Annotated in this window: 23 protein-coding genes; 12 read left to right on the forward strand and 11 right to left on the reverse strand. The window is 32.8% G+C overall.

Annotated elements, in window-relative coordinates; all coding sequences use genetic code 11:
- Positions 1-166 precede the first annotated feature (166 nt).
- Complete coding sequence (locus ACODSB_RS20345) at positions 167-1,723, reverse strand: hypothetical protein (RefSeq protein ID WP_488938362.1); 1,557 nt, start codon at positions 1,721-1,723, stop codon at positions 167-169.
- A gap of 117 nt (positions 1,724-1,840) precedes the next feature.
- Between ACODSB_RS20345 and ACODSB_RS20350 the strand changes: the two genes are divergently transcribed.
- Positions 1,841-4,228 (forward strand): penicillin acylase family protein, encoded by a 2,388-nt coding sequence (locus tag ACODSB_RS20350; protein WP_488938363.1) that lies wholly within the window; start codon positions 1,841-1,843, stop codon positions 4,226-4,228.
- Between the two features lie 132 nt (positions 4,229-4,360).
- Here the strand turns inward: ACODSB_RS20350 and ACODSB_RS20355 are convergent, their stop codons facing one another.
- The 7 genes from ACODSB_RS20355 to ACODSB_RS20385 form a co-directional block, all read right to left on the reverse strand.
- Positions 4,361-4,810, reverse strand: coding sequence for a hypothetical protein (locus ACODSB_RS20355; protein WP_053472536.1), 450 nt, complete (start codon positions 4,808-4,810; stop codon positions 4,361-4,363).
- Between the two features lie 151 nt (positions 4,811-4,961).
- Positions 4,962-6,419, reverse strand: coding sequence for a serine hydrolase (locus ACODSB_RS20360; RefSeq protein WP_488938364.1), 1,458 nt, complete (start codon positions 6,417-6,419; stop codon positions 4,962-4,964).
- 215 nt (positions 6,420-6,634) lie between these two features.
- Positions 6,635-7,108, reverse strand: a complete 474-nt coding sequence (locus ACODSB_RS20365; RefSeq protein WP_488938365.1) for a nuclear transport factor 2 family protein — start codon at positions 7,106-7,108, stop codon at positions 6,635-6,637.
- 43 nt (positions 7,109-7,151) lie between these two features.
- Entirely contained in the window at positions 7,152-8,660 is a 1,509-nt protein-coding gene (locus tag ACODSB_RS20370) for a serine hydrolase domain-containing protein (protein ID WP_488938366.1), read from the reverse strand.
- A gap of 74 nt (positions 8,661-8,734) precedes the next feature.
- On the reverse strand, positions 8,735-9,526 hold the full coding sequence (locus ACODSB_RS20375; RefSeq protein WP_488938367.1) for a helix-turn-helix domain-containing protein: 792 nt from the start codon (positions 9,524-9,526) through the stop codon (positions 8,735-8,737).
- A 14-nt stretch (positions 9,527-9,540) separates the two neighbouring features.
- A complete protein-coding gene (locus ACODSB_RS20380) occupies positions 9,541-9,987 on the reverse strand; it encodes a hypothetical protein (protein ID WP_488938368.1) in 447 nt (148 codons plus the stop codon).
- A gap of 49 nt (positions 9,988-10,036) precedes the next feature.
- Entirely contained in the window at positions 10,037-10,630 is a 594-nt protein-coding gene (locus tag ACODSB_RS20385) for a GNAT family N-acetyltransferase (RefSeq protein WP_488938369.1), read from the reverse strand.
- Positions 10,631-11,086: 456 nt separating this feature from the next.
- Here ACODSB_RS20385 and ACODSB_RS20390 point away from each other — a divergent pair, with 456 nt between their 5' ends.
- The gene (locus ACODSB_RS20390; protein WP_488938370.1) at positions 11,087-12,430 is read left to right on the forward strand and encodes an FAD-dependent oxidoreductase; all 1,344 of its coding nucleotides are present in this window, start codon (positions 11,087-11,089) and stop codon (positions 12,428-12,430) included.
- 164 nt (positions 12,431-12,594) lie between these two features.
- Here the strand turns inward: ACODSB_RS20390 and ACODSB_RS20395 are convergent, their stop codons facing one another.
- Positions 12,595-14,112, reverse strand: coding sequence for a helicase HerA-like domain-containing protein (locus ACODSB_RS20395; RefSeq protein ID WP_488938371.1), 1,518 nt, complete (start codon positions 14,110-14,112; stop codon positions 12,595-12,597).
- 380 nt (positions 14,113-14,492) lie between these two features.
- Between ACODSB_RS20395 and ACODSB_RS20400 the strand changes: the two genes are divergently transcribed.
- The 8 genes from ACODSB_RS20400 (at position 14,493) to ACODSB_RS20435 (ending at position 20,990) form a co-directional block, all read left to right on the forward strand.
- Positions 14,493-15,317 carry a MotA/TolQ/ExbB proton channel family protein gene (locus ACODSB_RS20400; protein ID WP_053472543.1) on the forward strand — a complete coding sequence of 275 codons (825 nt, stop codon included), beginning with the start codon at positions 14,493-14,495 and terminating at the stop codon, positions 15,315-15,317.
- Between the two features lie 55 nt (positions 15,318-15,372).
- Positions 15,373-15,999 (forward strand): ExbD/TolR family protein, encoded by a 627-nt coding sequence (locus ACODSB_RS20405; protein ID WP_488938372.1) that lies wholly within the window; start codon positions 15,373-15,375, stop codon positions 15,997-15,999.
- A 19-nt stretch (positions 16,000-16,018) separates the two neighbouring features.
- A complete protein-coding gene (locus tag ACODSB_RS20410) occupies positions 16,019-16,579 on the forward strand; it encodes an ExbD/TolR family protein (protein WP_488938373.1) in 561 nt (186 codons plus the stop codon).
- Between the two features lie 32 nt (positions 16,580-16,611).
- Positions 16,612-17,412, forward strand: coding sequence for an energy transducer TonB (locus ACODSB_RS20415; RefSeq protein WP_488938374.1), 801 nt, complete (start codon positions 16,612-16,614; stop codon positions 17,410-17,412).
- A complete protein-coding gene (locus ACODSB_RS20420) occupies positions 17,412-17,642 on the forward strand; it encodes a hypothetical protein (protein WP_053472547.1) in 231 nt (76 codons plus the stop codon). Before ACODSB_RS20415 ends, ACODSB_RS20420 begins: the two co-directional genes overlap by 1 nt.
- 2 nt (positions 17,643-17,644) lie before the next feature.
- Positions 17,645-18,568 (forward strand): PstS family phosphate ABC transporter substrate-binding protein, encoded by a 924-nt coding sequence (locus ACODSB_RS20425; protein WP_488938375.1) that lies wholly within the window; start codon positions 17,645-17,647, stop codon positions 18,566-18,568.
- Positions 18,569-18,584: 16 nt separating this feature from the next.
- On the forward strand, positions 18,585-20,255 hold the full coding sequence (locus tag ACODSB_RS20430; RefSeq protein WP_053472549.1) for a tetratricopeptide repeat protein: 1,671 nt from the start codon (positions 18,585-18,587) through the stop codon (positions 20,253-20,255).
- A 102-nt stretch (positions 20,256-20,357) separates the two neighbouring features.
- Entirely contained in the window at positions 20,358-20,990 is a 633-nt protein-coding gene (locus ACODSB_RS20435; RefSeq protein WP_488938376.1) for a 7-carboxy-7-deazaguanine synthase QueE, read from the forward strand.
- A gap of 79 nt (positions 20,991-21,069) precedes the next feature.
- Here the strand turns inward: ACODSB_RS20435 and ACODSB_RS20440 are convergent, their stop codons facing one another.
- Positions 21,070-21,615: a YfiT family bacillithiol transferase gene (locus tag ACODSB_RS20440; protein WP_488938377.1), complete on the reverse strand. Its 546-nt coding sequence runs from the start codon at positions 21,613-21,615 to the stop codon at positions 21,070-21,072.
- A gap of 13 nt (positions 21,616-21,628) precedes the next feature.
- A complete protein-coding gene (locus ACODSB_RS20445) occupies positions 21,629-22,336 on the reverse strand; it encodes a class I SAM-dependent methyltransferase (RefSeq protein WP_488938378.1) in 708 nt (235 codons plus the stop codon).
- A 74-nt stretch (positions 22,337-22,410) separates the two neighbouring features.
- Between ACODSB_RS20445 and ACODSB_RS20450 the strand changes: the two genes are divergently transcribed.
- Together ACODSB_RS20450 and ACODSB_RS20455 are read left to right on the forward strand one after the other, a co-directional pair.
- A complete protein-coding gene (locus tag ACODSB_RS20450) occupies positions 22,411-22,905 on the forward strand; it encodes a YkgJ family cysteine cluster protein (RefSeq protein WP_053472553.1) in 495 nt (164 codons plus the stop codon).
- A 108-nt stretch (positions 22,906-23,013) separates the two neighbouring features.
- Positions 23,014-24,249 carry an ABC transporter permease gene (locus ACODSB_RS20455; RefSeq protein WP_180856828.1) on the forward strand — a complete coding sequence of 412 codons (1,236 nt, stop codon included), beginning with the start codon at positions 23,014-23,016 and terminating at the stop codon, positions 24,247-24,249.
- Positions 24,250-24,554: the final 305 nt, after the last annotated feature.

The following is a 24,554-nucleotide window of genomic DNA, read 5'->3' on the forward strand; positions in this document are numbered from 1 at the left end:
CCTGCGGTTAAAAACGCAGGCTATGTTTTCTTTGCGTATATTTTTTCAATATAGTCCGTGGTTTCAACCACGGGAATCGTATTGTAGAATGCGTTATGGAATTTCTTTACGGAAATATATTGTGTTCCTGCGGTTGAAACGGCAAGTTATATTGACGTAGATGCATTTATATCAAAATCTTCTTCAAAGACTCAGCAATGCTTCTCCATAAAAAGTTATAAAATGATTTTTCCTGAATTCTTTCAATTTCAACATCGGCGGTTTTAGCTTTGTCTTTTGAATCATTTTTGACAAGCAAATTAACAATTGCCGATTTAAGTTTAGCTTCTTTTTCAGGATGTTTCTTTTTGTATAATTTTACTTTTAAATCGTCATAATCTAAAGAAGCATTTCCTTTTGAAATATTATCATTTCCGTAGAAATTAAAGCGGTATTTATTAAAAACTCCAGTGAAAGACGCATTCATATAAGGTTTGCTGAATTGTCCCATCGCACGAACATCAAAATTCGAAATCACGCCCTGAATATGAAAACCGTCATTTTTATCCAGAACATTAAAACTCCAATCGACATTAAGAGGTGAAGTTTTCATAAAAATACATTTCACTTTGATTTTGACATCGTTGGTTTTTTTCAAACCAAAACCACTTCGTAGGTTTGTTGCCTGAAGGTTGAATTTGTCGAAATTTAAAACTCCGGGACCTTTAGAGAAATCAATTTCTTCTTCGTAAACCAATTTTGATTTGAGAACCTGCAAAGTATCAATTTGAAGCGGGAATTTTATATTTCGCAATAAATGATTGTACAGATATTTTTTGCTTAAATCATCTTTTGGCATTTTTCCGCGATAAATATTCGCATCAAAATGATTGATTACAAGTGAATTTGCTTTAAAGAAAAAACGATCATTTTTAAAACCCCAATCCATTTTTGAAACTTGAGCCGAGTCGAATTTTAAAGTGTAAATGTCTTTTTCTTTATCTAAACGCTTAATAAAATCGGGGCGTTTAAATTGCGGGAGATTAGAGAAATTATTGATTTTTAAAAAGTTTTTCTCGGTACTTATTTTTCCAATATTAATATGATAAAATGCACTTGGGCGATAAAATAAACTATCAATAACCAAGGCATAACTATTATACTGCAGCGGATTTTTTTCTTTTAAAGTGGCATCTGTAAGCAGAATTCCTTCTAATTTCAGAATGATTTTTTTGATACTGAAAATAGGTTTTTGAGTATCTAAAGAAACAACATCGACAGTTCCGTCATTTAAGTAAATATTCGAAACGGCAACAATTTTACGGAAAGGCTCAAATATTTCGCTTTTAATACTTTTGCTGTTATTCAACAATTTTTCGCCTTTTTTATATAAAATCACTCTGGGTTTATTGATGATAATACTTTCGGCCTGAATAATATCGCGGAAAGCTAAATCCCAAATATTAAAATGTTTTATTGTAATGGATTCAATTTTAGAGAAAAGTCCATTTTTGCTGTCTTTCGGCTGATTCTTCGGACTCACTAATAATGTCTCTGCATAGATATTTCGGGAAAAAAGAGAAACTTCAATTTTTTCGTAATTGATGTTATAAACGGTTTTGTTTTTCTCGTGAATAATAATCGGAAGTTGTTTTTTAATCCAGTAATTCAGGCCAATATTTGCCAAAATCACAAGCAGGAAAAGGGAAATTACACCGATTACTATTTTTTTATATATAGACATTTATAAGATTGATTTTAAATACATAAATTTAGGCTTTAAAAAAGGAGGATTATTACATTATTCTTCATTTTGGTTACATCATTTTACAAACATTACGGTTTATACTTTTTGCAAAATATGAGAAGATTTAAAAAAATTCTGTTGGTTTTAGTGCTGTTTATTGTCGTACTTGGAATAGGTTTATGTGCTTATATTTTTCATTTGAAACCCAAGTATGAAGGAGAATTAGAATTAAAGAATCTCGAGAAAGAAACCACGGTATATTTTGATGAATATGGAGTTCCTCATATTTATGCCGATTCTGAAAAAGATGCCATGACGGCGCTTGGGTATGTTCATGCTCAGGAAAGATTATGGCAGATGGAATTGCTTCGAAGAATTGCTCCGGGAAAATTATCGGAAATCTTCGGATCTGTTGCGCTTAAAAATGATAAGTTTTTTGCCGGAATTGGTATCGAAGAAGCTTCGGCGAAAGCCATTGCCAAATTAGATAAAAACACCGAAAGTTATAAATTGACACAAGCGTATCTGGACGGAATTAATCAATATTTAGAAGAAGGAACAACACCAATTGAGTTTACATTGGTCGGCGTAAAAAAAGAAAAATTCACAATAAAAGATGTTTACAATATCTTCGGATATATGTCTTTTAGTTTTGCAATGGCTCAAAAAACAGATCCCTTATTGACTGATATTAAAAATAAATATGGAGTCGAATATTTGAAAGATTTAGGGATTGAAGGCGAATTCAATACGACGCAGATCAAAAGTTCAAAAGAAAATATTGAAGATTATACTGCTGTTTCAAAATCAATTACGGCGTTGTTGGACAAATCACCAATTCCGCCATTTATAGGGAGTAACAGCTGGGTTGCGGGACCGCACAAAACAAAGAGCGGAAAAGTAATTTTTGCCAATGATCCGCATATTGGGTTTTCTCAGCCTGCCACTTGGTACGAAGCGCATATCGTGACGCCGAAACATGAATTGTATGGCTGTTATCTGGCCGGAACTCCGTTTCCGTTATTGGCGCACAATCGCGATTATGCCTATGGTTTAACAATGTTTGAAAATGATGACATCGATTTTTATCAGGAAAAAAATAAAGATGGTGATTCTAATCAATATCAAACACCAACAGGTTTTGCGGATTACGAAATCAGAAAAAAAACAATTAAAGTAAAAGATACTTCGGATGTTGTGCTGACGATTAAGTCAAGCATACACGGACCAATTATGAATGATTTGCTGGAACGATTGGATCGTAAAAATCCAATTGCAATGTTGTGGACTTACACGCATCAGCCCATTCAAATTCTGGATGCTGCTTATGGTCTTTCACATGCTAAAAACAAAGACGATTTTAAAAAAGCCGCGAGCTTAATTGCTGCGCCGGGATTGAATGTGATGTACGGCGATGCCAAAGGAAATGTAGGTTGGTGGGCGACAGGGAAATTATATAAACATAACAAAGGGGTAAATACACATTTAATTTTAGACGGTTCAAGTGGGAAAGATGATATTGTAGAATATTTAGATTTTTCTAAAAACCCATCGGCTGAAAATCCGAAATGGGGGTATGTATATTCTGCCAATAATCAGCCGGAACCAATTGATGGTTATTTATATCCGGGATATTATCTGCCCGAAGATCGTGCGAAAAGAATTTCTTGTTTAATGGATGCAAAATCAGATTGGGATAAAGAAGCGATCAGTAAAATGATTTACGATAATACATCGGAAGTTGCAGTTGGAACGGTTCAAAACCTAATTTCGAATATTGATCTTACTTCTATTTCGGCATCAGAAAAAGAAGCGATAAAAGTTTTAAAATCCTGGAAAGGAACTACAAACCTGGAAGATGTTGCGCCAACGATTTATAATAAATGGATTTATCTTTATCTGAAGAATACTTTTGAAGACGAAATGGGCGAAGACAATTTTAATATGTTTTTGGGAATTTCTGTTGGGAAACAGGTTATCGCCAATCAGGTTAAAAATGAAAATTCGGTTTGGTGGGATAATATCAAAACCAAAAATGTAAAAGAAACCAGAAAAGACATCGTTTCAAAATCTTTTCATGAAGCGATTTCAGATCTTCAAAAACAATTAGGAACCAAAATTACTGATTGGAAATGGGGAGAAGTTCATACCGTTGAACACGAGCATCCGTTAGGAAAAGTGGCCGCACTTCGCGGATTATTTAATGTTGGGCCTTTTGCTTCGCCGGGATCAAATGAAGTTATCAATAATTTATTCTTTGGACTAAATAATGAAGGAAAGTATTATGTAAAAGGCGGTCCTTCAACCAGAAGAATTGTAGATTTCTCAGATATTGAAAACAGCTGGAGTATTCTGCCAACAGGACAATCAGGAAATCCGTTCAGTAAACATTACAGCGATCAGGCAGAAATGTACAACGCCGGAAAGTTTAGAAAAATGAAATTGAATAAAGAGGAAATTATAAAAACGTCGACTAAACTGGTTTTGAAACCGAAAGGATAGTTTGTTTTGTTTCAAGTTTCAGGTTTTAAGTTTTGTGTTGCGAAATCTTTGTCAAAGTTTTAAACTTTGACAAAGATGTTGAGACTTTAAGAAAACTCAGAATCTTAGTGTCTTAGAAACTTAGTCACTTTTTTACTTCGAAATATACTTCCCTTTAACAATATCATTAGCAAAAATATTCAGGTTATTAGTAAGGACTTTACTTGTCGTCATAATATTTTGGGTTTGATAGGCAGTGTCTTTCTCGTATGCTTTTAGCAAAGTTTCCAGTTCAACTTCATCATATACAACAAAAAGGTTGTAGATCGCATCCCTGAAATTTTTGTAATTGATGCTTTCCGTAATTTCCATTGCTTTTTGTTCATTCCAGCCTTCTTTTGCCGAAGCTTCATTTATTTTAGAAAGGCAATAATCAATTACATAATTTTTGTAATGAGCCGCTTCGACGATTTTATCAATTATGATTTTATTTTGCTGTGAGGGCATTTTTGCAGATGGAGAATTTGTCTGCGAAATACAAATAGTTGGAATTAAAAGGCATAGAAATAAAGCCAGAAAAGCGTGCTTTTTTAGATTTTTCATAGGTTATTTTAGTTGTTTTGGGTACGGCTAAAATAATATTTTTTATGATAAATCATCAAGTTTGAATGTTACAAGTTATAACAAAAAGAACTCCGATAAAAAAGATTTTGAATCGATTTTATCGGAGTTGATTTAAGAGATTTTCTAAAAATTATTTTGATTTATTTTTTGAAAGTTCTTCTACTACCTTTTTTCCATTTTCATTTGAAGGATCAAGTTCAACAGATTTTGAATAATTGGCTAAAGCCAGTTTTTTATCTCCATCGGCTAAATAAGCTTCGCCCAAACTATCATAAACATTTCCAGATTTTGGAAAAGCTTCTACATTAATTTTAAAAATTTCTATGGCTTCTTTCTTTTTTCCAGTTTGCAATAATTGGTAGCCAACATTATTCATGTCACCTTCCTTAATACCATAAGTTGAATCGTTTTTCAATTTCTTATAAGTATCTACGCCAGCGGTTGTTCCTTTGGTTTTAAAAACTTCTAAAAGTTCAAGAGCCATTGATCTTTTTGCCTGATTGTATGGCTGGTTGTATAGAATATTACGAATGGCTTCATTCATTTCGCCTAAAACTGTTCCGCCGGTATTGTTCAGTAAAACAACTAAATTTTTATCAGCAGGCACGCGGGAAATGATGGTGTTAAATCCGTTAATTCCGCCGCCGTGCTCTATAATTTTATATTGTTTACCACCAATTTTCTCTTCAGATAAAAACCATCCGTATCCATAACCTTCATTTCCAGACGAGATGTAAGATTTAAATAAAGATTCCATTGATTTTTCTGAAAGTATTTTATTGCCATAAAGTGCCTGATCCCAAAGATATAAATCTTCTACAGTTGAATATAAAGATCCTGCAGCATACGGAATACTCATGTCAATAAAAGAAGCGTTAACATAGTTTTTGCCTTGTTTTTCATAACCGGCAGCTCTGTTTTTAAGTATAACTTCGCTATGGTCAAAACCTGTATTTACCAGATTTAAAGGTGTAAGGATAGTTTCCTGTAAATATTGCTCGTATGTTTTTCCTGTAATTTTTTCGATAATGTAACCCAATAAAAAGTAACCTGAGTTGCTATAACTAAATTTTTCGCCTGGCTTAAAATCCAGAGGAAGTTTATTAAACGTTTTTACAAACTCTTCAGGAGTACTTGGATTACGGCTTTTTTCTCTAAGAAAGTTTGGTACAGAAGTATAATTTGGAATTCCGGATGTATGCGTTAACAAATGATGAATCGTGATTTTATCACCGTTTTCTTTTGGATAATCCGGTAAATAAGTTGTGATTGGAACATCAAGTTTTACTTTTCCTTCTTCAGCCAGTTTTACAATTAAAAACGCCGTAAATTGTTTGCTGATAGAACCTAACCTAAATTTAGTATCAGGTTGATTTGGAATATTCCATTCCATATTAGCTAAACCAAAACCTTTTTTAAAGATTACTTTTCCGTTTTCTGCTACTAACGCAGATCCGTTAAATTGTCCGTATTCAGTGTATTTAGCTAAAAGATCTTCGATTTGTTTTGCTTTATCCTGCGCAAAAGTAGTTATTGTAAAAAACGATAGTATTGCGCAGAGTGCGATTAGTTTGATTGATTTTTTCATAATCCTGGTTATGGGTTTAGTTAATGAATGATGCGTTTTGATTGATGATTGAAACTTCTAACAATTAGATATTCAATAAAAATGAAATCGAAAGTACGATTTTTTTTACTTGAATAAATTCGGATGCTTAAAATGTTAGACGATTGAATTACAATTTGGTTTCAACATTCATCGATTTTTTTCATTCATTTACTAAAAAAGAATTTGAGTATTAACTAAGGGTTAGTTTTATAAGGTCTATGCTCGTAACTCACAATTCGTTTCAATTTCCAATCTTTACCATTCCTTTCCCAAATATGAACAAATTTCCCGGTTCCTTTTGGAACGCCGTCAACATAAAAAGTGTGTTCTCCTAATTGTACAGCTCCAAAATCGCCTAATTTATCAATTGTACAAGAGTTTAATTTTCGAGTTAATTTTTTCGGGCTCTCACATTTTGAAATCAGCGATTTGATTTCATTTGCCTGAGATATATTCAATCCAGAGCGGTCATCGTAAAACTCAACATCTTCTGAAATTATTTTTTTGAATAGAGCAGCATCGCATTGATTGAATGCAACATCAAAAAGTAAACTGTCCATTTTAATAATTTCAGTTTTTAAAAGATCCATTTTTAAAATCTCTGAATTGGTTTGCGCGATAGCTTCTCTTTTTAAAAATAGCATAAAGAGAACTAATATGTTGATCATTTTTGGCATAGCTTTAGTTTTATAATATTGATTTTCAGTGAAATTACTTCGTTTCAATATCGATTAGTTTTTGCCCATTTTCGCCAAGATAATGCAAGAGTAAATCTTTGTATACTTTATAACCGTCATCAACATTGGTAAAAATAATAAGACCTTGTTTTGTTTTTGGAAGTATAAAAAACAGCGTTTGAACACCCTGATCTGCGCCTCCGTGTGATAAAGCATATTCTCCGTTTCCGAAATCATAAATCTCAAAACCAAGACCAAAATATTTATCTTTTTTAGTTGTCACCTGATGCGCGTTCATATCGTCAAACACTTTTTTACTCAAGCCATCGCCGTTTAAAACGCTGCAAAGAAATTTTCCATAATCTTCAATAGTCGTTAATAAATCGTCGGCGGCGTTTGCAGTTTTATTCTTAACCGGTTCATACGCATTTCCTTTGTTATCATAATTAATGGCATATCTAGAAAGATCAATTTTATCATTCCAGATAAGCTGCGAATCATTCATTTTTATTGGTTCAAAAACCAATTCAGACGCTAATTGTTCTAATGTTTTATGGAATTTTTTCTCTAACGCTTTTCGCAGGTATTCAAAACCTTCGCCAGAATATTGATATTTTGTTCCGGGTTTGAATTTGAAATCCAGTTTTTTAGATTCGTTTAAAAATCGCCAGTTTGGGAAACCGGTTTGATGGCTTAAAACAATTCTCGTAGTCAATAATTTTAAATTTGGATCATTTGCAATATCAGGATCAGTCCAGTATTTATAAAGCGGCTCGTCAAGATCCCATTTTCCTGAACTCACTAATTTTAGAGTAGTAATTGCAGTAATAGATTTTGTTAAAGAAGCGACGTTCCAAATGGTATTATATGGCGCGGTAACACCTTTTTTTAGTTCGCCAAAAACTTTTACCTGTTTCAGTTTCCCATCTGTAATAATGCCGATTCCAAGGGCTGGTACTTTGTTTTCTTTCAGCCATTTTTCGGTTAAATCGTCATTATCAAGAAGGTTTGATTTCGTTTGTGCAGAACTTGTCATTTGATGATTGTAACTAAGCGATCGGGCTAATTTCCACTCTTTGTTTTTTAAAAGCCAAACGTGGGTAAATTTTGCTATGCTTCCAAATTGTTCCGGTTTTCCAGCCGAAGTTTCATAAAAACGATGTGTTCCTATTTGTATCGCACCATACAAAACACCTTTTTTGTACATTGGATAAATTTCGGTGCTTCCGTCAACTAATTCTCTTCGTGATTGATACGTTGTCGGCGATCCGCATAATCCGCTTTTTAGAGTTTTTAAAAATCGAGCTTTGTCTGAAATACTGTCTTTGTCGTGAAAAAACTCAAAATCGTCAGTTAATAAATCTTCAAATTGCTTGATGTTGCAAGTGTTGAAACCAATATTAAAAAGAAGACTGTCTTTTGATATAATGGTTTTGTACAAAGCCGAGTTTTCGGTTTCCTGAGAAAATCCAAATTGGATCTGAAAAAGTAAAATTCCAATTAAAATAAACTTTAATTGAAAAAAAGTGTGATTGATTTTCATTGTGATTGATTGATGATTAATGATTTGCAATATTACATCAATCAAAATATGAAAAATAGTATAAAAGCGAAAACTTACCTTTTTTGCGAAAGAAAATACGAATTGGGATCAAACATCTTTGGCGTTGTTTTCGTTACATCTTTAAACTTTTTTATAAAATGCGATTGATCAAAATATTTGTTGTACAATGCAACATCGGTTAGTTTTAGTTTTTCTAAATCAGAATTTACCATTTGATCAACCGATTTCCTGAACTTCAAAATTTGAATGTATTTTTTAATTGTAAGTCCAGTTGCGGTTTTAAATTTAATTTGCAGCAATCGTTGCGATGATTTTAAATCAGAACTAATTTCTGAAACCGAAATTTCTTCCTGATTTTTAATGATTTCGCAGATTTTTTCGATTATATTTTTATCCGAATGTAGAACCGATAATTCTTCAAAATAAACATTTATGGTGTTCAATAAAGTTTCAATTTCAGCATCAATTTGAACTTTAAAAGGCAATTCTTCAGGATTAATTTTAAGAATAGAATCTGTAAAATTACTTAAATCATATTTCGGAAACATTGAAAGCGTCCATGTATGAAGCTGTATTATAGTAACTTTGGTTTTCGGCTGAATATTCACCAAAACTTTATTGGTCATTTGCGAACAAAAGTAAACACCTTCGTTCATTTCGTATTTATTTTTACTCGTATGAACTTCTATAGCATTCCCAGTTACAATGGCAAGATTAAAACAGCCGTTTGGTAAAACGAGTTTATTTTCAATCAGGCTTTCGCCGATGCTGTTGTCTAAACACCAAATTTTATTGACGAACCTTTCAGCTTTTGGAGTTACGTAATGTTCTGAGTAGAGGTTCATTTTTTGGCCAGATTTTATTTAAAAGTAATATTTATTAATAGATCTAAAACTAAATATTTTAATGCATAACATAATATGATAGGTAAAATAGTTAATGAAAATTGAAACCATTCTTCAATTGAACTTGCTTCATCAGATTCTTCATTGTTCCAAACAGAATTGTATTTGATTTTAAAATATAAATTACGATTATTTCTTTTTAAAATATAATTGTCAAAGTATCTATACATCAACAAAAAAAATAGAAGATATAAGGCTAAAAAAGATGTTTCTTTTCTGTTTTGAGGCATTTCATTATTGTAAACAAGTATTGAAAGCAGTACTGATAGAATTGAAAAGTAAAAAAGCCGATTATAATTTTTTTTCTTTCGCAGTATTACATGAGCCGGAGGATAAATAAGAGTGACAAACCAAACTAAAGCAAATCCAAATAAAGAAATTGCAAGACTAATATTTTCCATGTTTGGTCTTTGGTTTGTAATTTTAATTCGAAGCTAAATTAATAATTTTCTAATTGAACTCTCCAAAATAATCTCGCTTAGTATGCTGCCATTCCTCTAATATTATGCTATAATAAACATCGTCTTTACTGTTTCCTTCAGAATCGATATAATTATTTCTAAATAAACCTTCTTTTAAAGCCCCCAAGTTTTCAATCGCTCTTTGCGATCTTAAATTTTCAAGATCAGCGCTGAATTGTATTCTTTTAAATTGAATATTTTCGAAGCCAAATTTCAATAATTCATATTTACAGGCTTTGTTTAAACCAGTTCGCTGAAAATCTTTCCCGTACCAAGTCCAGCCAATTTCACATTTTTGGCTCGCATGATTTAAATAGCCATAACGGGTACTTCCGGCCACTCTATTTGAAGCTTTGTCTATAATAAGAAATGGATAACAAATTCCGTCTGCTTTTTGTTTTAAGGTGCTTTGAATGTAATTTTCGAAATCCTGATCGTTGCGAACATACATTCCCATATATTTCCAGATTTCGTCATCAAAAATAATTTCTTTGAGCTCGATGTTTCTTTCATTCTCAAACGGAATTAATAATACTTTTTCATTTTCTAAAATGATTTCTGATTGTAAAATTTCGCTGTTCATTGTGGCTGGTTTATTAATGTCTTTTTGAATTAAGTTTTTTTAATGCTGGAGAGGGTTTCTCGCAAAGTCGCGAAGACGCAAAGGTTTTTTTCATTTTATGTCATTTCGACGAAGGAGAAATCTCCGCATGAAGCTCGACAAAGATTAGATTCTCGTTGCGGAGTTACTCGTGGAGATTTCTCCTTCGTCGAAATGACAAACAGTAGCTTATTATTGTTTTAAAAAACTTTGCCCCTTTGCGACTTTGCGAGATTTTTTCCTCATTTAAGATTTTTCTTTAAACGAAATTACTTCTTTAGAAAATCTAAATAAATCTAATAAAACAGGAATTTGTTATGAAAATGGTTGTAGATGCCCAGCTAAATATTGGTGTTTAAGGTTAAATATTTGTTGTAATTTAAAGCTTATGTACAATTATTACTTATTTTTACGATCTTATATATTAGATTTTCCCCGATGCAAACTTCACTAAAAATTGCTGTTGTAGGTTCTGGACTTGTAGGATCGCTGTTGGCAATTTATCTTAAAAAAGCAGGTCACACAGTTCATGTTTATGATCGCAGCCCTGATATTCGAAAAATAAATTTTTCTGGCCGTTCTATTAACCTTGCAATGTCTAATCGTGGATGGAAAGCGCTTGACGGTGTTGGAATAGGAGATGCGGTTCGGGAAATTGCAATTCCTATGGATAAACGTGCTATCCATTTAGTCGATAAACTCAATTTTCAGAATTATGGACAGGAAGGCGAATCGATTTATTCGATTTCCAGAGGAAAGCTAAACCGTAAAATGATTGATTTAGCCGAAAATGCCGGAGCCGAATTTCATTTTGAACAAAAAATCTGGGATGTAACGCTGAGTGATGCAACTTTGCATATTGGCGAAAGTGAAAGAGGAGAGTGGGAAGAACGAAAATACGATATGGTTTTTGGTGCCGATGGAGCTTTTTCGAGAATCCGCCACAGAATGCAGCGTCAGAGCATGTTTAATTATTCTCAGGAATTTTTAAATATGGGTTATAAGGAATTGAATATTCCGGCAAATGCTGACGGAACTCATAAATTAGATAAAAATTCATTTCATATTTGGCCGAGAGGAGAGTACATGTTAATTGCACTTCCTAATCTTGACGGAAGTTTTACCTGCACATTATTTATGCCTTTTGAAGGAGCAAATTCTTTTGAGTCGCTTACAGATCGTAAAATGGTGGAAGATTTCTTTGAGAAAAATTTCCCGGATTCGATTGAAGTGATTCCGGAACTGGCAAATGATTTCTTTAAAAACCCAACAAGTACTTTGGTAACCATGAAATGTTTTCCGTGGACTTACGAAAATAAAATTGCTTTGATTGGAGATGCCTGCCACGCCATTGTTCCGTTTTACGGACAAGGAATGAATGCTGGTTTTGAAGATATTACAGTTCTGAACGAAATGATTGAGAAATTTGGAAACGACTGGAAAAAGATTTTCGCTGAATATCAAATTTCACGTAAACCAAATGCCGATGCAATTGCGGAACTTTCGTACCGAAATTTCATGGAAATGAGTACCAAAACGGCAGATGAAAAATTCTTATTACAAAAGAAAATAGAAAAAGTTTTTTCAGATAAACATCCGGATAAATGGATTCCGCTTTACAGCCGCGTTACATTTAGTGACCGTCCATATGCCGAAGCACTTGCAATTGGAGATTTTCAAAACGGAATTATGGAAGAAGTTTTAAAACTGGATAACATAGAAAATATCTGGAACTCACCAGAAGTTGAAAATAAAATCCTGGATTTACTGCAAAAAGCATAATTTTTTTAAACCATATAAGTGATATAAGTTAATATAAAATGCTTTACGCATAAAAATTAAACCCGACAGATTTTTAAAATCTGTCGGGTTTGATATTTAGATACTTACTGTAATTCGACATATAAATTAAATGAACTTATATCACTTATATGGTTTAATACTTTTTACTTTTTTAAGAATTTTGATAAAACGCCAAAAACACCTCTTATAAAAGTAGCACTTGTTACCACTTTAAGAACAGATTTTGTAACAACCTCTGTTGTGCTTGGTTCTGATTTTGAAGATTTTGTTGGAGCTTGTTCTTCTTGTTGAGCATCAGCTTCATTAGCATCGGCTATTTTTTTAGTTAAGATTTCGAAGGCGCTTTCGCGGTCAATTTCTTCAGCGTATTTTTTAACCAGTTTCGATTTTCCGTTTATTTCATCAATTTCTGAAGCCGATAAAATATCCATTCTACTTTGCGGCGCACGCATCATTGTAGCAACAAGCGGCGTTGGAACTCCTTTTTCATTTAACGCTGTTACCAAAGCTTCTCCAATTCCTAAACTTGTCAGCAATTCATCAGTTTTATAATATTGAGAAGTTGGGTAATTATCCGCTGTTTTTTTAATCGCCTGACGATCATTTGCTGTAAAAGCCCTAAGTGCATGTTGAATCTTTAATCCTAATTGTGCCAAAACGCCACTTGGAACATCCATTGGGTTTTGAGTAACAAAATAAACTCCGACACCTTTTGAACGTATCAATTTTACAATCGTTTCAATTTGCTCTAATAAAGCTTTGCTGGCTTCATTAAAAATTAAATGCGCTTCGTCTATAAAGATTACCAGTTCAGGTTGTTCTGCATCTCCTTTTTCCGGCATTTTTTGATAAATCTCTGCTAAAAGACTTAACATGAAAGTGGAGAATAATTTTGGTTTATCCTGAATATCCGTCAAGCGGATTATATTTACATAACCTTTTCCGTTTTTGTCTATTCGCATTAAATCATCCGTTTCAAAAGACAATTCGCCAAAAAACAAATCTCCGCCTTGCTGCTCCAGTTCAATAATTTTTCTAAGAATTGTTCCTGTTGTAGCAGTTGAAATTTTGCCATAGCTGGCTGCGATTTCTTCTTTTCCTTCTTCGGTAATATAATTGATAACCTTTTTGATATCTTTTAAATCTAACAACGGCATTTGTTTATCATCACAATATTTAAAAATAACAGCAACAACTCCGGCTTGCGTATCATTTAAATCTAAAATTCTCGAAAATAAAACCGGACCAAATTCAGAAACCGTTGCACGCAGACGAACTCCGTTTTGTTTAGACAGCGACATTAATTCAACCGGAAATGCAGCTACATTATAAGGTATATTTATTTTAGCATGACGCTCTGTAATAAAACCTTCCTCTTTTCCTTCTTTTGCAATACCACTAAAATCACCTTTAATATCCATCATTAAAACAGGAATTCCGGCATTTGATAACTGCTCAGAAAAAACCTGAATCGTCTTTGTTTTTCCAGTTCCTGTTGCTCCGGCAATAAGACCGTGGCGGTTTAATGTTTTTAAAGGAATTTTTACGTGAGCCTCAGCAATTGCTTCACCATCTAAAATTGCACCGCCCAAAATAATAGAGTCGCCCTTAGCAGAATAACCGTTGTTTATGTCCTGAATGAAATTATCTTTTTTATTCATGTTTTTATTTGTAATTTAGATGATTATAAGGGTTTTGTTTGGTTTTTTAACAAAATAACTATCTTTTTTTTAGTAGGAAAATGCTTTTTTTGATTGAAATAAACATAAAAAATAAATTCGCAGCTTTTTAAGAAGATTTCAACAGATTGTTTGAATATTCACTAAAACGTTGTAATTTTTTTATTATTCGCCTTTTTTTTTGTTTTATCATAAAAATGATGGCGACAAATTAATGAGATATTTTTTAATTTGACGTTAAATTTCCTTCAATAAAATTAAAAAAAGTTTTTTTATTTAAACTAAACGTATAAATTTGCTACCCTACAAGTTAAATATAACTAAAAAATAAAAATTATTTAAAACTATTAAAATTTAAAAAAATGGCAAACGTTAAAGTTAAAAAAGAAAGCACTTCAAATGGAGGAGGGATGATTACAGGAATCATTATTGTTGCGTGTATTTTGGTTGGGGTGTTTATTTGGAAAGTAATCATGGGAGATGCATCTAACTTCGAAGGAGGTAACCCTGAAACTGGACATCCAATCAATACATTAGGACAAGTTTATAAAGGAGGATTTATTGTACCAGTATTATTAGGTATGTTTTTAATGGTTGTTGTTTTTTCAATTGAAAGATTCATTGTTATCGGTAAAGCTGCCGGAAAATCTAACCTTGACAAATTCATGAAAAGCGTTCAAGGAAGTATTAAAGAAGGAAACATCGAGGCTGCTATCGCTTCATGTGACAAACAACAAGGTTCAGTTGCAAACGCAATTAAATCTGCTTTGATTAAATATCAAGACGTTAAAAAAGAAGGTTTCAACAGTGAAGAAGCTTCAGAAGTAATCCACAAAGAAATCGAAGAGGCAACTTCATTAGAAATGCCAATGTTAGAAAAAAATATGACTATTATCTCTACTTTAGTATCATTAGGAACTTTAGGAGGATTATTAGGAACTGTATCAGGTATGATTAAAGCGTTTGGTGCGTTAGCTTCTGCTGGAACTCCAGATCAAGCTGCTCTTGCAACTGGTATTTCTGAGGCACTTATCAACACTGCAACAGGTATCTCTACTTCTATCTTAGCAATCGTTTCTTACAACTTCTTTACTGCTAAAATTGACGATTTAACTTACTCTATCGATGAGGCTGGTACTACAATCGTGAATACTTACAGAAGATTCAGAGGAAGTTTGAAACAATAATTAATTTTTGATATTAATAATTATAATTAATTATATCAAAATAAAATAAAAGAGAATGGCTAAAATAAAAATGAAAAAAAAGTCAACATCGACAGATATGACTGCCATGTGTGATGTTGCGTTCCTTTTGCTTACGTTCTTTATTTTGACCGCTACTGCTAAGGTGCCAGAAGCACTTCCTGTAGATATGCCTTCTTCTACTGTACAAACTAAATTACCAGATGCAGATTTGGCAATTATTACTATTGGTAAAGATAAGGAAGGGAAAAGCAAAGTGTTTTTTGATATCAAAGGTAGAGAGATTCGTAAAAGAACTCTTGAAGGAATGGGGGCAAAATTCGGAGTGACTTTTTCAGAAGATGATAAAACTAAATTTGCATTAATGGATGACTTCGGTGTTCCAGTAACAGGTTTAAAACAAATCATTGGTCTGAAAGCATCAGAGAGAGCTAAAGTGGATCAACCTGGTATTCCAATCGATTCTTTAGATAATCAATTAAAAGAATGGCTTTTGGTTTCAAGAAGAGCTGCGATTGATCTTGATGATAAAGAATTGCAGATTGCAATAAAAGGTGATGCAAAAGAACAATATCCACAAATCAAAAAGATTATGGATATTTTACAAGATCAGAAAATCAACTCCTTTAACTTAGTTACAGGTACAAGAGGAAAAGACTTTTAATTAAAAAAGATACACTAAAATGGCTGAATTAAATACCGGCGACGGTGGTGGCGGAAAAGGTGGCAAGGTAAGAAGTAAAAAGCAAAATTCGAAAGTCGATTTAACGGCAATGGTGGATTTGGCATTCTTATTGATCACATTCTTTATGTTAACCACATCGTTGTCAAAACCTCAATCGATGGATTTGTCGCTGCCAGATAAAGATCCAAAAGACGATACTCCTCCAGTAAAAGTAGATGAGAATCGTACAATGACTGTGATGTTAGGTGAAAATAATAAAATTGTTTATTATATGGGATTATTAGCGAGTCCTATTGCTGGACCTAAAGATATCGCATATGGTAAAGACGGAATTCGTAGAGAAGTTCTTAAAAGAAAAAAATCAGTTTTAGAATATTCTGCAAGTATAGGAAAACCTAAAAATGGAATCATCGTTATTATTAAACCAACTAAAAAATCGACTTACCGCAATTTAGTTGATATGTTGGATGAAATGGCGATTGCTAAAGTTGAGACTTATGCAATTGTTCCTGAGTTTACGCCAGAAGAGACAAAATTGATCGATAAGCAACCGGAGTAATCCTAGTTTCTTCAACCTAAAAATCAAGAAAAATGAAATTAGATATAATTAAAAATCAGTGGCTTGATATCGTATTCGAAGGGCGTAATAAGATATATGGTGCATATGAGTTAAGAAAATCGAACAACAAAACTACGGTAAAAGCGCTTATCATAGGTTCGATCATTTTTAGCTTTGCTGTTGCAGCTCCTCTTATTGCTAGCTTTTTACCAGATTCTAGTACAGAAGAAGAGAATAAAGATATTAAGATTGCTACAGTAAAATTACCTCCTAAAAAAGAGGAAGTAAAGCCTAACCAACCGCCACCACCACCACCACCGCCAAAAGTGGATCAGGTGAAGTTTGTGAAACCAGTAGTTGCTAAAGCAAATGAAGTTACTGAAGATCCTCCAAAAATTGAGGAACTTAAAGACAAAAAAGTTGGTTCTGAAACTATCAAAGGAGATCCGGATGCAGTTTTAACTGTAGATGAGCCAGTAGGTACAGGGCCGGTTTCTCAAGTAGTAGAAGAAGATAACAGTGTATACAACACAGCTGGTATCGAAGTAAAACCTGATTTCCCTGGAGGGATGGATAAATTCTACAAATTCGTAGGAAATAATTACAAGACTCCGGAAGAAGAAGGTCTAAAAGGTAAAGTTTACGTTACTTTTGTAGTTGAAAAAGACGGTTCATTAACCGACATTAAAGTTTTAAGGGATATCGGTTACGGTACAGGAGCAGAAGCAATTCGTGTTCTTAAAAAATGTCCAAAATGGACTCCCGGCGAGCAAAATGGTAAAAAAGTTAGGGTTCTTTACTCTTTACCTATTACTATTCAATCTGCAGAATAATGTTAAAAGATATGCTTAATAATATTCAGAAGAAATCGCTCAAAGAGCGATTTCTTCTTGTTTTAGGAATACTGTTTTTTTTAATATATCTTGTGCTGGGTTTAATGATTATGTTTTGGGAAAAACTTCCTTTAAATATGGAGCCTAAATACAGATATGCTTTTGGTGGATTACTTATTGTATATTCTGCAATACGTTTTCTGCGATTGATAAATTCTAATACAGAGTAATTATGTTAAAATATAGTAAAGTTGTTGGTTTGGTTCTTTTTGTCTTTTTGTTTGTTATGTGCAACCAAAAAAGCAAAAATGAATCTGAAAACGAAACAATTTTAAAAGGATCAGTTGATGTTACTGTTGATGAAACTATAAAGCAAATTGTCGATGATCAGGTTGCTGTTTTTGAAGGGACATATTACGATGCTAAGATTACGGTTAAGCCAAAGTCAGAAGTGGAGCTTATTAACGACCTGTTAAATAAGAAAGCTAAAGTTGTTGTAACAGCTAGAAAATTGACTAATGAAGAATTAGGAAGATTCGAAAAAAGTAAAATTAAACCTAGAGTTACACCTTTTGCAGTTGATGGAATTGCCTTAATTGCAAAAAAGAACAATAATGATACATTAATTGCGTTGAAAACTGTAATTGATTTTTTACAGGGTAAAGGTGATTCTAAGATAAAAGGAGTTGTTTTTGACAATCCAAATTCCAGCACAGTACGCTATATGAAAGAACTGGCAAAAGTAAAAGATTTTCCTTCTGCAGGTGTTTTTTCTTTCAAAACAAATGATGAAGTTATTAAATTTGTTTCAGAAAATGATGAAATGATTGGTGTTGTTGGAGTGAATTGGCTGTCACAGCCGTCACCGGACATGGTTGAGACAATAAAGAAAATTGATGTTTTAAGTGTTAAGGGGTTAAATGATAATGAATATTACAGCCCTAGTCAAACTAACATAGCATTAAACAAATATCCTTTGGCACGTGATTTGTTTATTATAAACTGTCAGGGTTATTCTGGACTAGGAATGGGACTTGCCTCTTTCATGGCTGGTGAGATTGGTCAAAGAATAGTTTTGAAATCTGGGTTAATGCCTGTAAAGACTCCAGGCAGAAAATTCAATATTAGAAGTCAAATTATAAACGATAAAGAATAAATTAATTACTATAAAGATGAATAAATTTAAAATTTTTAGTCTTGCTATGATTGCTACAGCTTCTGTTGCAAATGCGCAAGACATTAAAGAAGCAAAAAAGGCAATCGATGCTGAACAGTTTCAAAAAGCAAAATCATTACTTAAATCAATCATCAAAGCTAAACCTTCTGATGGAGAAGCTAATTTTGTTTTAGGTAATATTTACTTAAATCAGAGTGTTGTTGATTCTGCTAAAATATATTACTTAAACGGAATTGAAGCATCAGATAAGAAAAACTTAAACTATATTGGTTTAGGTCAAATCGATCTTGATAATAAAAACGCTGCTAGTGCACAAGCTAACTTTGCTTTGGCAACAAAAGATATTAAGCGTAAAGACGTAGATGAATTCATTTACATTGGTAAAGCTTACATGAACTCTGTAAATCCAGATTATACAAATGCAGTTGCAAGTTTGAAAAAAGCTTTATTAATCGAACCGCAAAATGCAAGTGCACTTTTGGCTATCGGAGATGCATATTATGGAGCTAACAATCAAAATGATGCTTACAAAGCTTATCGTGATGCTTTTACAGCAGACCCAACTCTTTTAAGAGCAAAAATGCAATTAGGTGTTTTATTGAAAGGAGCAAAATCTTACGATGAAGCTATTAAATCTTTCAATGAAGTTATCGCTTTGAACCCAAATTATGGTCCAGTTTACAGAGAATTAGCTGAAACATATTACAAATGGGGAAGAAACAAACCTTCTACAGCTAAAGTTAATTTGCAAAACGCAATTACTAACTACGAAAAATACCTAAGCTTAACAGATTACTCTTTAGATTCTAAAATGCGTCACGCAGATTTCTTGATCTTGGTAAAAGATTACAAGAGTTTAGAAACTGTAGCAAACAAAATGATTGCTGAAGATAAAGTAAACCCTAGAATCTTTAGATATTTAGGTTATGCTGCTTATGAAAACGGAAATGTTGATGTAGCTATCAAATCTATCGAAGATTATATCAAAACTCCAACGAATAAAGTAATTGGTAGAGATTATTTATATTTAGGTTTATCTAAAATCAAAAAAGGAACAAATGCTGAAGGTGCTGTAGATCAGGCTTCATTTGACGCTGGTCTTGCAGATATCAAAAAAGCAATCGAATTAGAACCATTAGTAGTTGAAGAACTTAATGATTTAGGAAAAGCTTTATTTGGTAAAAAACAATTTGCTCAGGCTGCTTCTATCTTTGAATTCGGTGCAAACAATAAAGACTCTAAGAATTACTTAGATGATAACGTTTACTACGGTATTTCTGTTTACTACGCAAATGCTAATAAAACTGGTGGAGCTGTTGCAGATGCTGCTCAGTTAGCTAAAGCGGATGCTGCTTTTGACAGAATTTTAGTTGCATCTCCAACTTACGACGAAGCTTACTTATACAAAGGAAGAATCAACAACTTGTTAGAGAAAGATGATTTAATTATCAAAAACTACGAAGAGTACGTTGCTAAAACAACTGCAAAAGGTGCTGAAGAATTAGCAAAACCAGCTACAGTTAAAAAAATCGTAGAAGCTTACAACAGTATCGGAGCAAGTTATGCAAACACTGATAAAGCAAAAGCAATTGAATATTTTAATAAAACTTTAGTTTTAGATCCGGCAAATGCATACGCTTCACAATCTGTGAAAGCTTTAAAATAATATAGTTTTTAAACTAATTTATTAAAACCGATAGTTCGCTTTGAACTATCGGTTTTTTTGTTCCGTAATTAATTGACTATCTTTGCACATTAAATTAAAATAATGTTACCAAAAGAAATACAATTAGAAGTAAACAAAGGAGCCATGCTGCCTTTGATGGAAGAATTTTATACCATTCAGGGCGAAGGATATCATACCGGAACCGCTGCTTACTTCATTAGAATTGGAGGTTGTGATGTTGGGTGTCACTGGTGTGATGTGAAAGAGAGCTGGAATGCAGAACTGCATCCGCCAACAAATATCGATGTAATTGTAAATAATGCTTCAAGTTATGCCAATACAGTTGTGGTTACCGGCGGTGAACCACTTACATGGGACATGACACTATTGACGCAGCAATTAAAAAATAAAAACTTAAAAGTTCATATTGAAACTTCCGGAGCTTATCCTTTATCTGGAACTTGGGACTGGATTTGTCTTTCGCCAAAGAAAAACAAACTTCCAACTCCAGATGTTTACGCAAATGCGCATGAGCTAAAAGTAATTATTTATAATAAGCACGATTTTATTTTTGCAGAAGAGCAAGCAGAATTGGTTAATGATAATGCCATTTTGTTTCTTCAGCCAGAGTGGAGTAAAAAAGAAGAAATGACTCCGCTGATTGTAGATTATGTAATGAATAATCCAAAATGGAGAGTTTCACTTCAAACGCACAAGTATTTAAATATACCTTAAATCATAAAAAAACCTCTTCTAATTTAGAAGAGGTTTTTTTATGTAATAAATACACACTGTATAAAAAAGAAACATTTTATTATTTCCAGTTTTTCTGATTTTTTAAATTGACAATCTGTGCTAAATGATGATTTCCGTGCCAGGCATACATACCAATAATTTGTTGAATTCGATACTCAGAATTATTTTCAGGATGAATAAATGACCTTTCTAAATCAACTTCAGATAAATTTCTCATTATATAAGATAATCTAAAATGCAATCCTTCTAATAAATTTAGTGTCGGAGCAATTGGCATCGTTAAATTATCCGGCAGTTCAGACCATAATTTTTCGTCATAAGGCTTTATAATTGGATTGTTTTCTGTTAAAGCCCACTTTAATCTAATGTAACAATTCATGTGACTTTCGGCGCAATGATGAATTACTTGTCGAACAGTCCAGCCTTCAGGGCGATATGGAGTGTCTAATTGTTCGTCATTAAGAGGAGTAACCTCCTTTTTTAACCTTTCTGGAAAAGTCGAAATCTCTTCAATCCTATCTAAAATGTATTTAGAGGTGAATTCTTTAGGAACTTCAAATTTTCCTATAGGGTATTTTAATTTTTCTAAATCTAAATTTTCCATGATTAAAAAATATTTATATTGAAAGTCGGGCCAGATAATCATAATGATCACCTTCCGTAACTAATTCACATTTTAATCCATTTGCAATAGCAGCATTCTGCAGTGTATTATAATCAAGATATAACCAATCAAAAGTGTCTTCTTTTTCTCCTTTATAAGATATTGTAAAAGTAAGTTCTCCGTAATACTCTGTTTCAGACGGAATCCATTTTCCGCCATCTTCGTCTTCGTCAAACATATAAATGATATCAGAACTGTCAATTAAAATTTGCCCGCCTAAATTCAAAAGCGATTTTAGTTTTGATAAATACGTATTGCAATTTTCTAATTTCCCAAAAATACCAGTTCCGTTCATCAGCAAAATAATCGTATCAAATTTTTCTCCTTCAAAATCTAATATGTTTTCAACTTTGGCATTTTTTAAACCGCGAAGCTTACAAGTTTCAATTGCTTTTTCAGAAATGTCGATAGAAATAACATCTAAATTGCGGTCATTTTGTAAAGACAAACTGTGGCTTCCGGCTCCACATCCAACATCTAAAGTTTTTCCTGTTGCTAATTGTAAAGCTTTTTGTTCAATTTTCGGCATCTCGTTATAAGAACGAAACAAATATTCAACACTCATTTCATCTTCTTCAGAAATCGAAGTTTCGGTAATAATATCTTCGGGCGAATTATTAGTCTGGAAATCATACATCGCTTTCCCAAAAAGATCTTTCATCGTAATTTAGTTCAAAGTTTAAGGTTTCAAGTTTAAAGTTGTTTAATTTTGCAGCTCAACTTTAAATATTAAACTTGAAACAGATTTTAAATAACTTAAATAAGTTAGCCAAAGATAAGCATATCGAAAACAAAAAGTATTTTGATAAGCTGAAAAAGAAACAGCCAAAGAATTTAGATTACGTTATGCAGGACTTGCATGATGCCGAATTTAAAAAAACGGATTGTTTACAATGTGCCAATTGCTGTAAAACAACTGGGCCTCTGTTTACTTTGGCAGATATTGAAAGAATATCAAAATCTTTCAGACAAAAACCACAACAATTTATCGACCAGTATCTTCGTATTGATGAAGACAAAGATTATGTGTTGAAAAGCGTTCCTTGTACATTTCTGGATAGCGAGAATTATTGTATGATTTACGATGTAAGGCCGAAAGCCTGCCGGGAATTTCCGCATACAGATCGTAAAAAGTTCCATCAAATTGCTGATCTGACTTTAAAAAATGTTGCAATCTGTCCCGCAGCTTATAATATAGTAGAAGAAATGAAAAAGAAATTACCACTTTAAGAATTAAAATAGCATTGTTACTTTAAGATTATACATTTCGCTTTTTTAAATGTATTTTTGAATAACCTGAAATAGGATAAGAAATATAAATCATAACAGAACCCTAAATTGAATCTAGAATACTTTATAGCAAAAAGACTCATCACTGCAAAAGATTACAAAAGCAGTATATCGGCGCCAATTATTAAAATTGCTATTTCGGCAATTGCAATTGGTATAATTATGATGATGGTTTCTGTTGCAACTGGAATTGGGTTGCAGCAAAAAATACGCGAAAAAGTTTCTGCTTTCAACGGTCAGATCATTATTTCGAATTATGACAACAATAATTCAGAGATAACCTTAATCCCAATTTCTAAAAAACAAGATTTTTATCCAAATTTCAAATCAGTTCCAGAAGTAAGCCATATTCAGGCAGTAGCAAGCAAAGCCGGAATAATTAGAACAGAAAATGCCTTTGAAGGAATTGTTTTTAAAGGAGTAGGAGCAGATTATAATTGGAACAATATAAAAGAATACTTAGTAGAAGGTAAATTACCCGATTTTTCAAAAACACTAACTGAAGAAGTTATTATCTCAAGATTTCTTGCAGATCGATTGAATTTAAAATTAGGAGACAGTTTCAACACCTTCTTTATAAAAGAAGAACAAGGAAAACTGCCCAACAGCCGCCGATTTAAAATCACAGGAATTTTTAGTTCAGGATTCCAGGATTTTGACGCTACATATATAATAGGAGATATTCGCCATATTCAGCGAATAAACAAATGGACTCCGGATCAAGTTGGAGCTTTTGAAGTTTTTGTAAAAGACTTTACAACGATTAAAGAAACAGGAAATCAGATTTACGAACAAATCTCTTCAAATCTCGATACAAAAACAATTACCGAAAAGTATAGCTATATTTTTGACTGGCTTCAGCTTTTCGATTTCAATATAATTGTAATTCTTGCAATAATGATCTTGGTTGCCACAATTAATATGGTAGTAGCATTGCTCGTTCTTATTTTAGAACGTACGCAAATGATTGGAATCCTAAAAGCATTAGGAGCAAATAACTGGACAGTCCGCAAAGTTTTTCTATACAATGCATTTTATCTAATCGTTCGAGGGTTGTTTTGGGGCAACTTAATAGGAATTACATTGTTGTTAATTCAACAGCAATTCGGAATCATTCATCTAAATCCCGAAAACTACTATGTTAACCAAGCTCCCGTATATTTAAATTGGGGTTATATAGTCCTGTTGAATTTACTAACCATCACGGTATGCTTCTTAGTATTATTAATTCCTTCCTATATAATAACAAAAATCTCTCCTGTAAAAGCAATTCGCTTCGATTGATTTATTAAAACAAGATATCTCACAACCCGACAGTTTTCAAAACCTGTCGGGTTTGTTTTTGTATACATATTATATGTATAATTATACTTAAGTCCCAATTTTCTGTAGAGACGCACAGCAGTGCGTCTTATGCGCAACGTTATATCTATTGTATATAGTCATGTCCGGCTGAGCGAAGTCGAAGCCTTTTAGTTTGGAATTTGGATTTTAAATAATTTGGAATTTACTTTTTATAAGGAGCTATTTCCCTCTATCCGTTCCAATCTTTTGTGTCTCGTTAAAGAAACGAGACACAAAAGGATTTC

The organism is Flavobacterium sp. FG68 (genome assembly GCF_057808895.1).

Excerpts from the sequence above, each read along its gene's own strand:
- ACODSB_RS20345 (WP_488938362.1), bottom strand. The coding sequence starts at position 1,723 with ATGTCTATATATAAAAAAATAGTAATCGGTGTAATTTCCCTTTTCCTG.
- ACODSB_RS20350 (WP_488938363.1), top strand. The coding sequence starts at position 1,841 with ATGAGAAGATTTAAAAAAATTCTGTTGGTTTTAGTGCTGTTTATTGTC.
- ACODSB_RS20355 (WP_053472536.1), bottom strand. The coding sequence starts at position 4,810 with ATGAAAAATCTAAAAAAGCACGCTTTTCTGGCTTTATTTCTATGCCTT.
- ACODSB_RS20360 (WP_488938364.1), bottom strand. The coding sequence starts at position 6,419 with ATGAAAAAATCAATCAAACTAATCGCACTCTGCGCAATACTATCGTTT.
- ACODSB_RS20365 (WP_488938365.1), bottom strand. The coding sequence starts at position 7,108 with ATGATCAACATATTAGTTCTCTTTATGCTATTTTTAAAAAGAGAAGCT.
- ACODSB_RS20370 (WP_488938366.1), bottom strand. The coding sequence starts at position 8,660 with ATGAAAATCAATCACACTTTTTTTCAATTAAAGTTTATTTTAATTGGA.
- ACODSB_RS20375 (WP_488938367.1), bottom strand. The coding sequence starts at position 9,526 with ATGAACCTCTACTCAGAACATTACGTAACTCCAAAAGCTGAAAGGTTC.
- ACODSB_RS20380 (WP_488938368.1), bottom strand. The coding sequence starts at position 9,987 with ATGGAAAATATTAGTCTTGCAATTTCTTTATTTGGATTTGCTTTAGTT.
- ACODSB_RS20385 (WP_488938369.1), bottom strand. The coding sequence starts at position 10,630 with ATGAACAGCGAAATTTTACAATCAGAAATCATTTTAGAAAATGAAAAA.
- ACODSB_RS20390 (WP_488938370.1), top strand. The coding sequence starts at position 11,087 with ATGCAAACTTCACTAAAAATTGCTGTTGTAGGTTCTGGACTTGTAGGA.
- ACODSB_RS20395 (WP_488938371.1), bottom strand. The coding sequence starts at position 14,112 with ATGAATAAAAAAGATAATTTCATTCAGGACATAAACAACGGTTATTCT.
- ACODSB_RS20400 (WP_053472543.1), top strand. The coding sequence starts at position 14,493 with ATGGCAAACGTTAAAGTTAAAAAAGAAAGCACTTCAAATGGAGGAGGG.
- ACODSB_RS20405 (WP_488938372.1), top strand. The coding sequence starts at position 15,373 with ATGGCTAAAATAAAAATGAAAAAAAAGTCAACATCGACAGATATGACT.
- ACODSB_RS20410 (WP_488938373.1), top strand. The coding sequence starts at position 16,019 with ATGGCTGAATTAAATACCGGCGACGGTGGTGGCGGAAAAGGTGGCAAG.
- ACODSB_RS20415 (WP_488938374.1), top strand. The coding sequence starts at position 16,612 with ATGAAATTAGATATAATTAAAAATCAGTGGCTTGATATCGTATTCGAA.
- ACODSB_RS20420 (WP_053472547.1), top strand. The coding sequence starts at position 17,412 with ATGTTAAAAGATATGCTTAATAATATTCAGAAGAAATCGCTCAAAGAG.
- ACODSB_RS20425 (WP_488938375.1), top strand. The coding sequence starts at position 17,645 with ATGTTAAAATATAGTAAAGTTGTTGGTTTGGTTCTTTTTGTCTTTTTG.
- ACODSB_RS20430 (WP_053472549.1), top strand. The coding sequence starts at position 18,585 with ATGAATAAATTTAAAATTTTTAGTCTTGCTATGATTGCTACAGCTTCT.
- ACODSB_RS20435 (WP_488938376.1), top strand. The coding sequence starts at position 20,358 with ATGTTACCAAAAGAAATACAATTAGAAGTAAACAAAGGAGCCATGCTG.
- ACODSB_RS20440 (WP_488938377.1), bottom strand. The coding sequence starts at position 21,615 with ATGGAAAATTTAGATTTAGAAAAATTAAAATACCCTATAGGAAAATTT.
- ACODSB_RS20445 (WP_488938378.1), bottom strand. The coding sequence starts at position 22,336 with ATGAAAGATCTTTTTGGGAAAGCGATGTATGATTTCCAGACTAATAAT.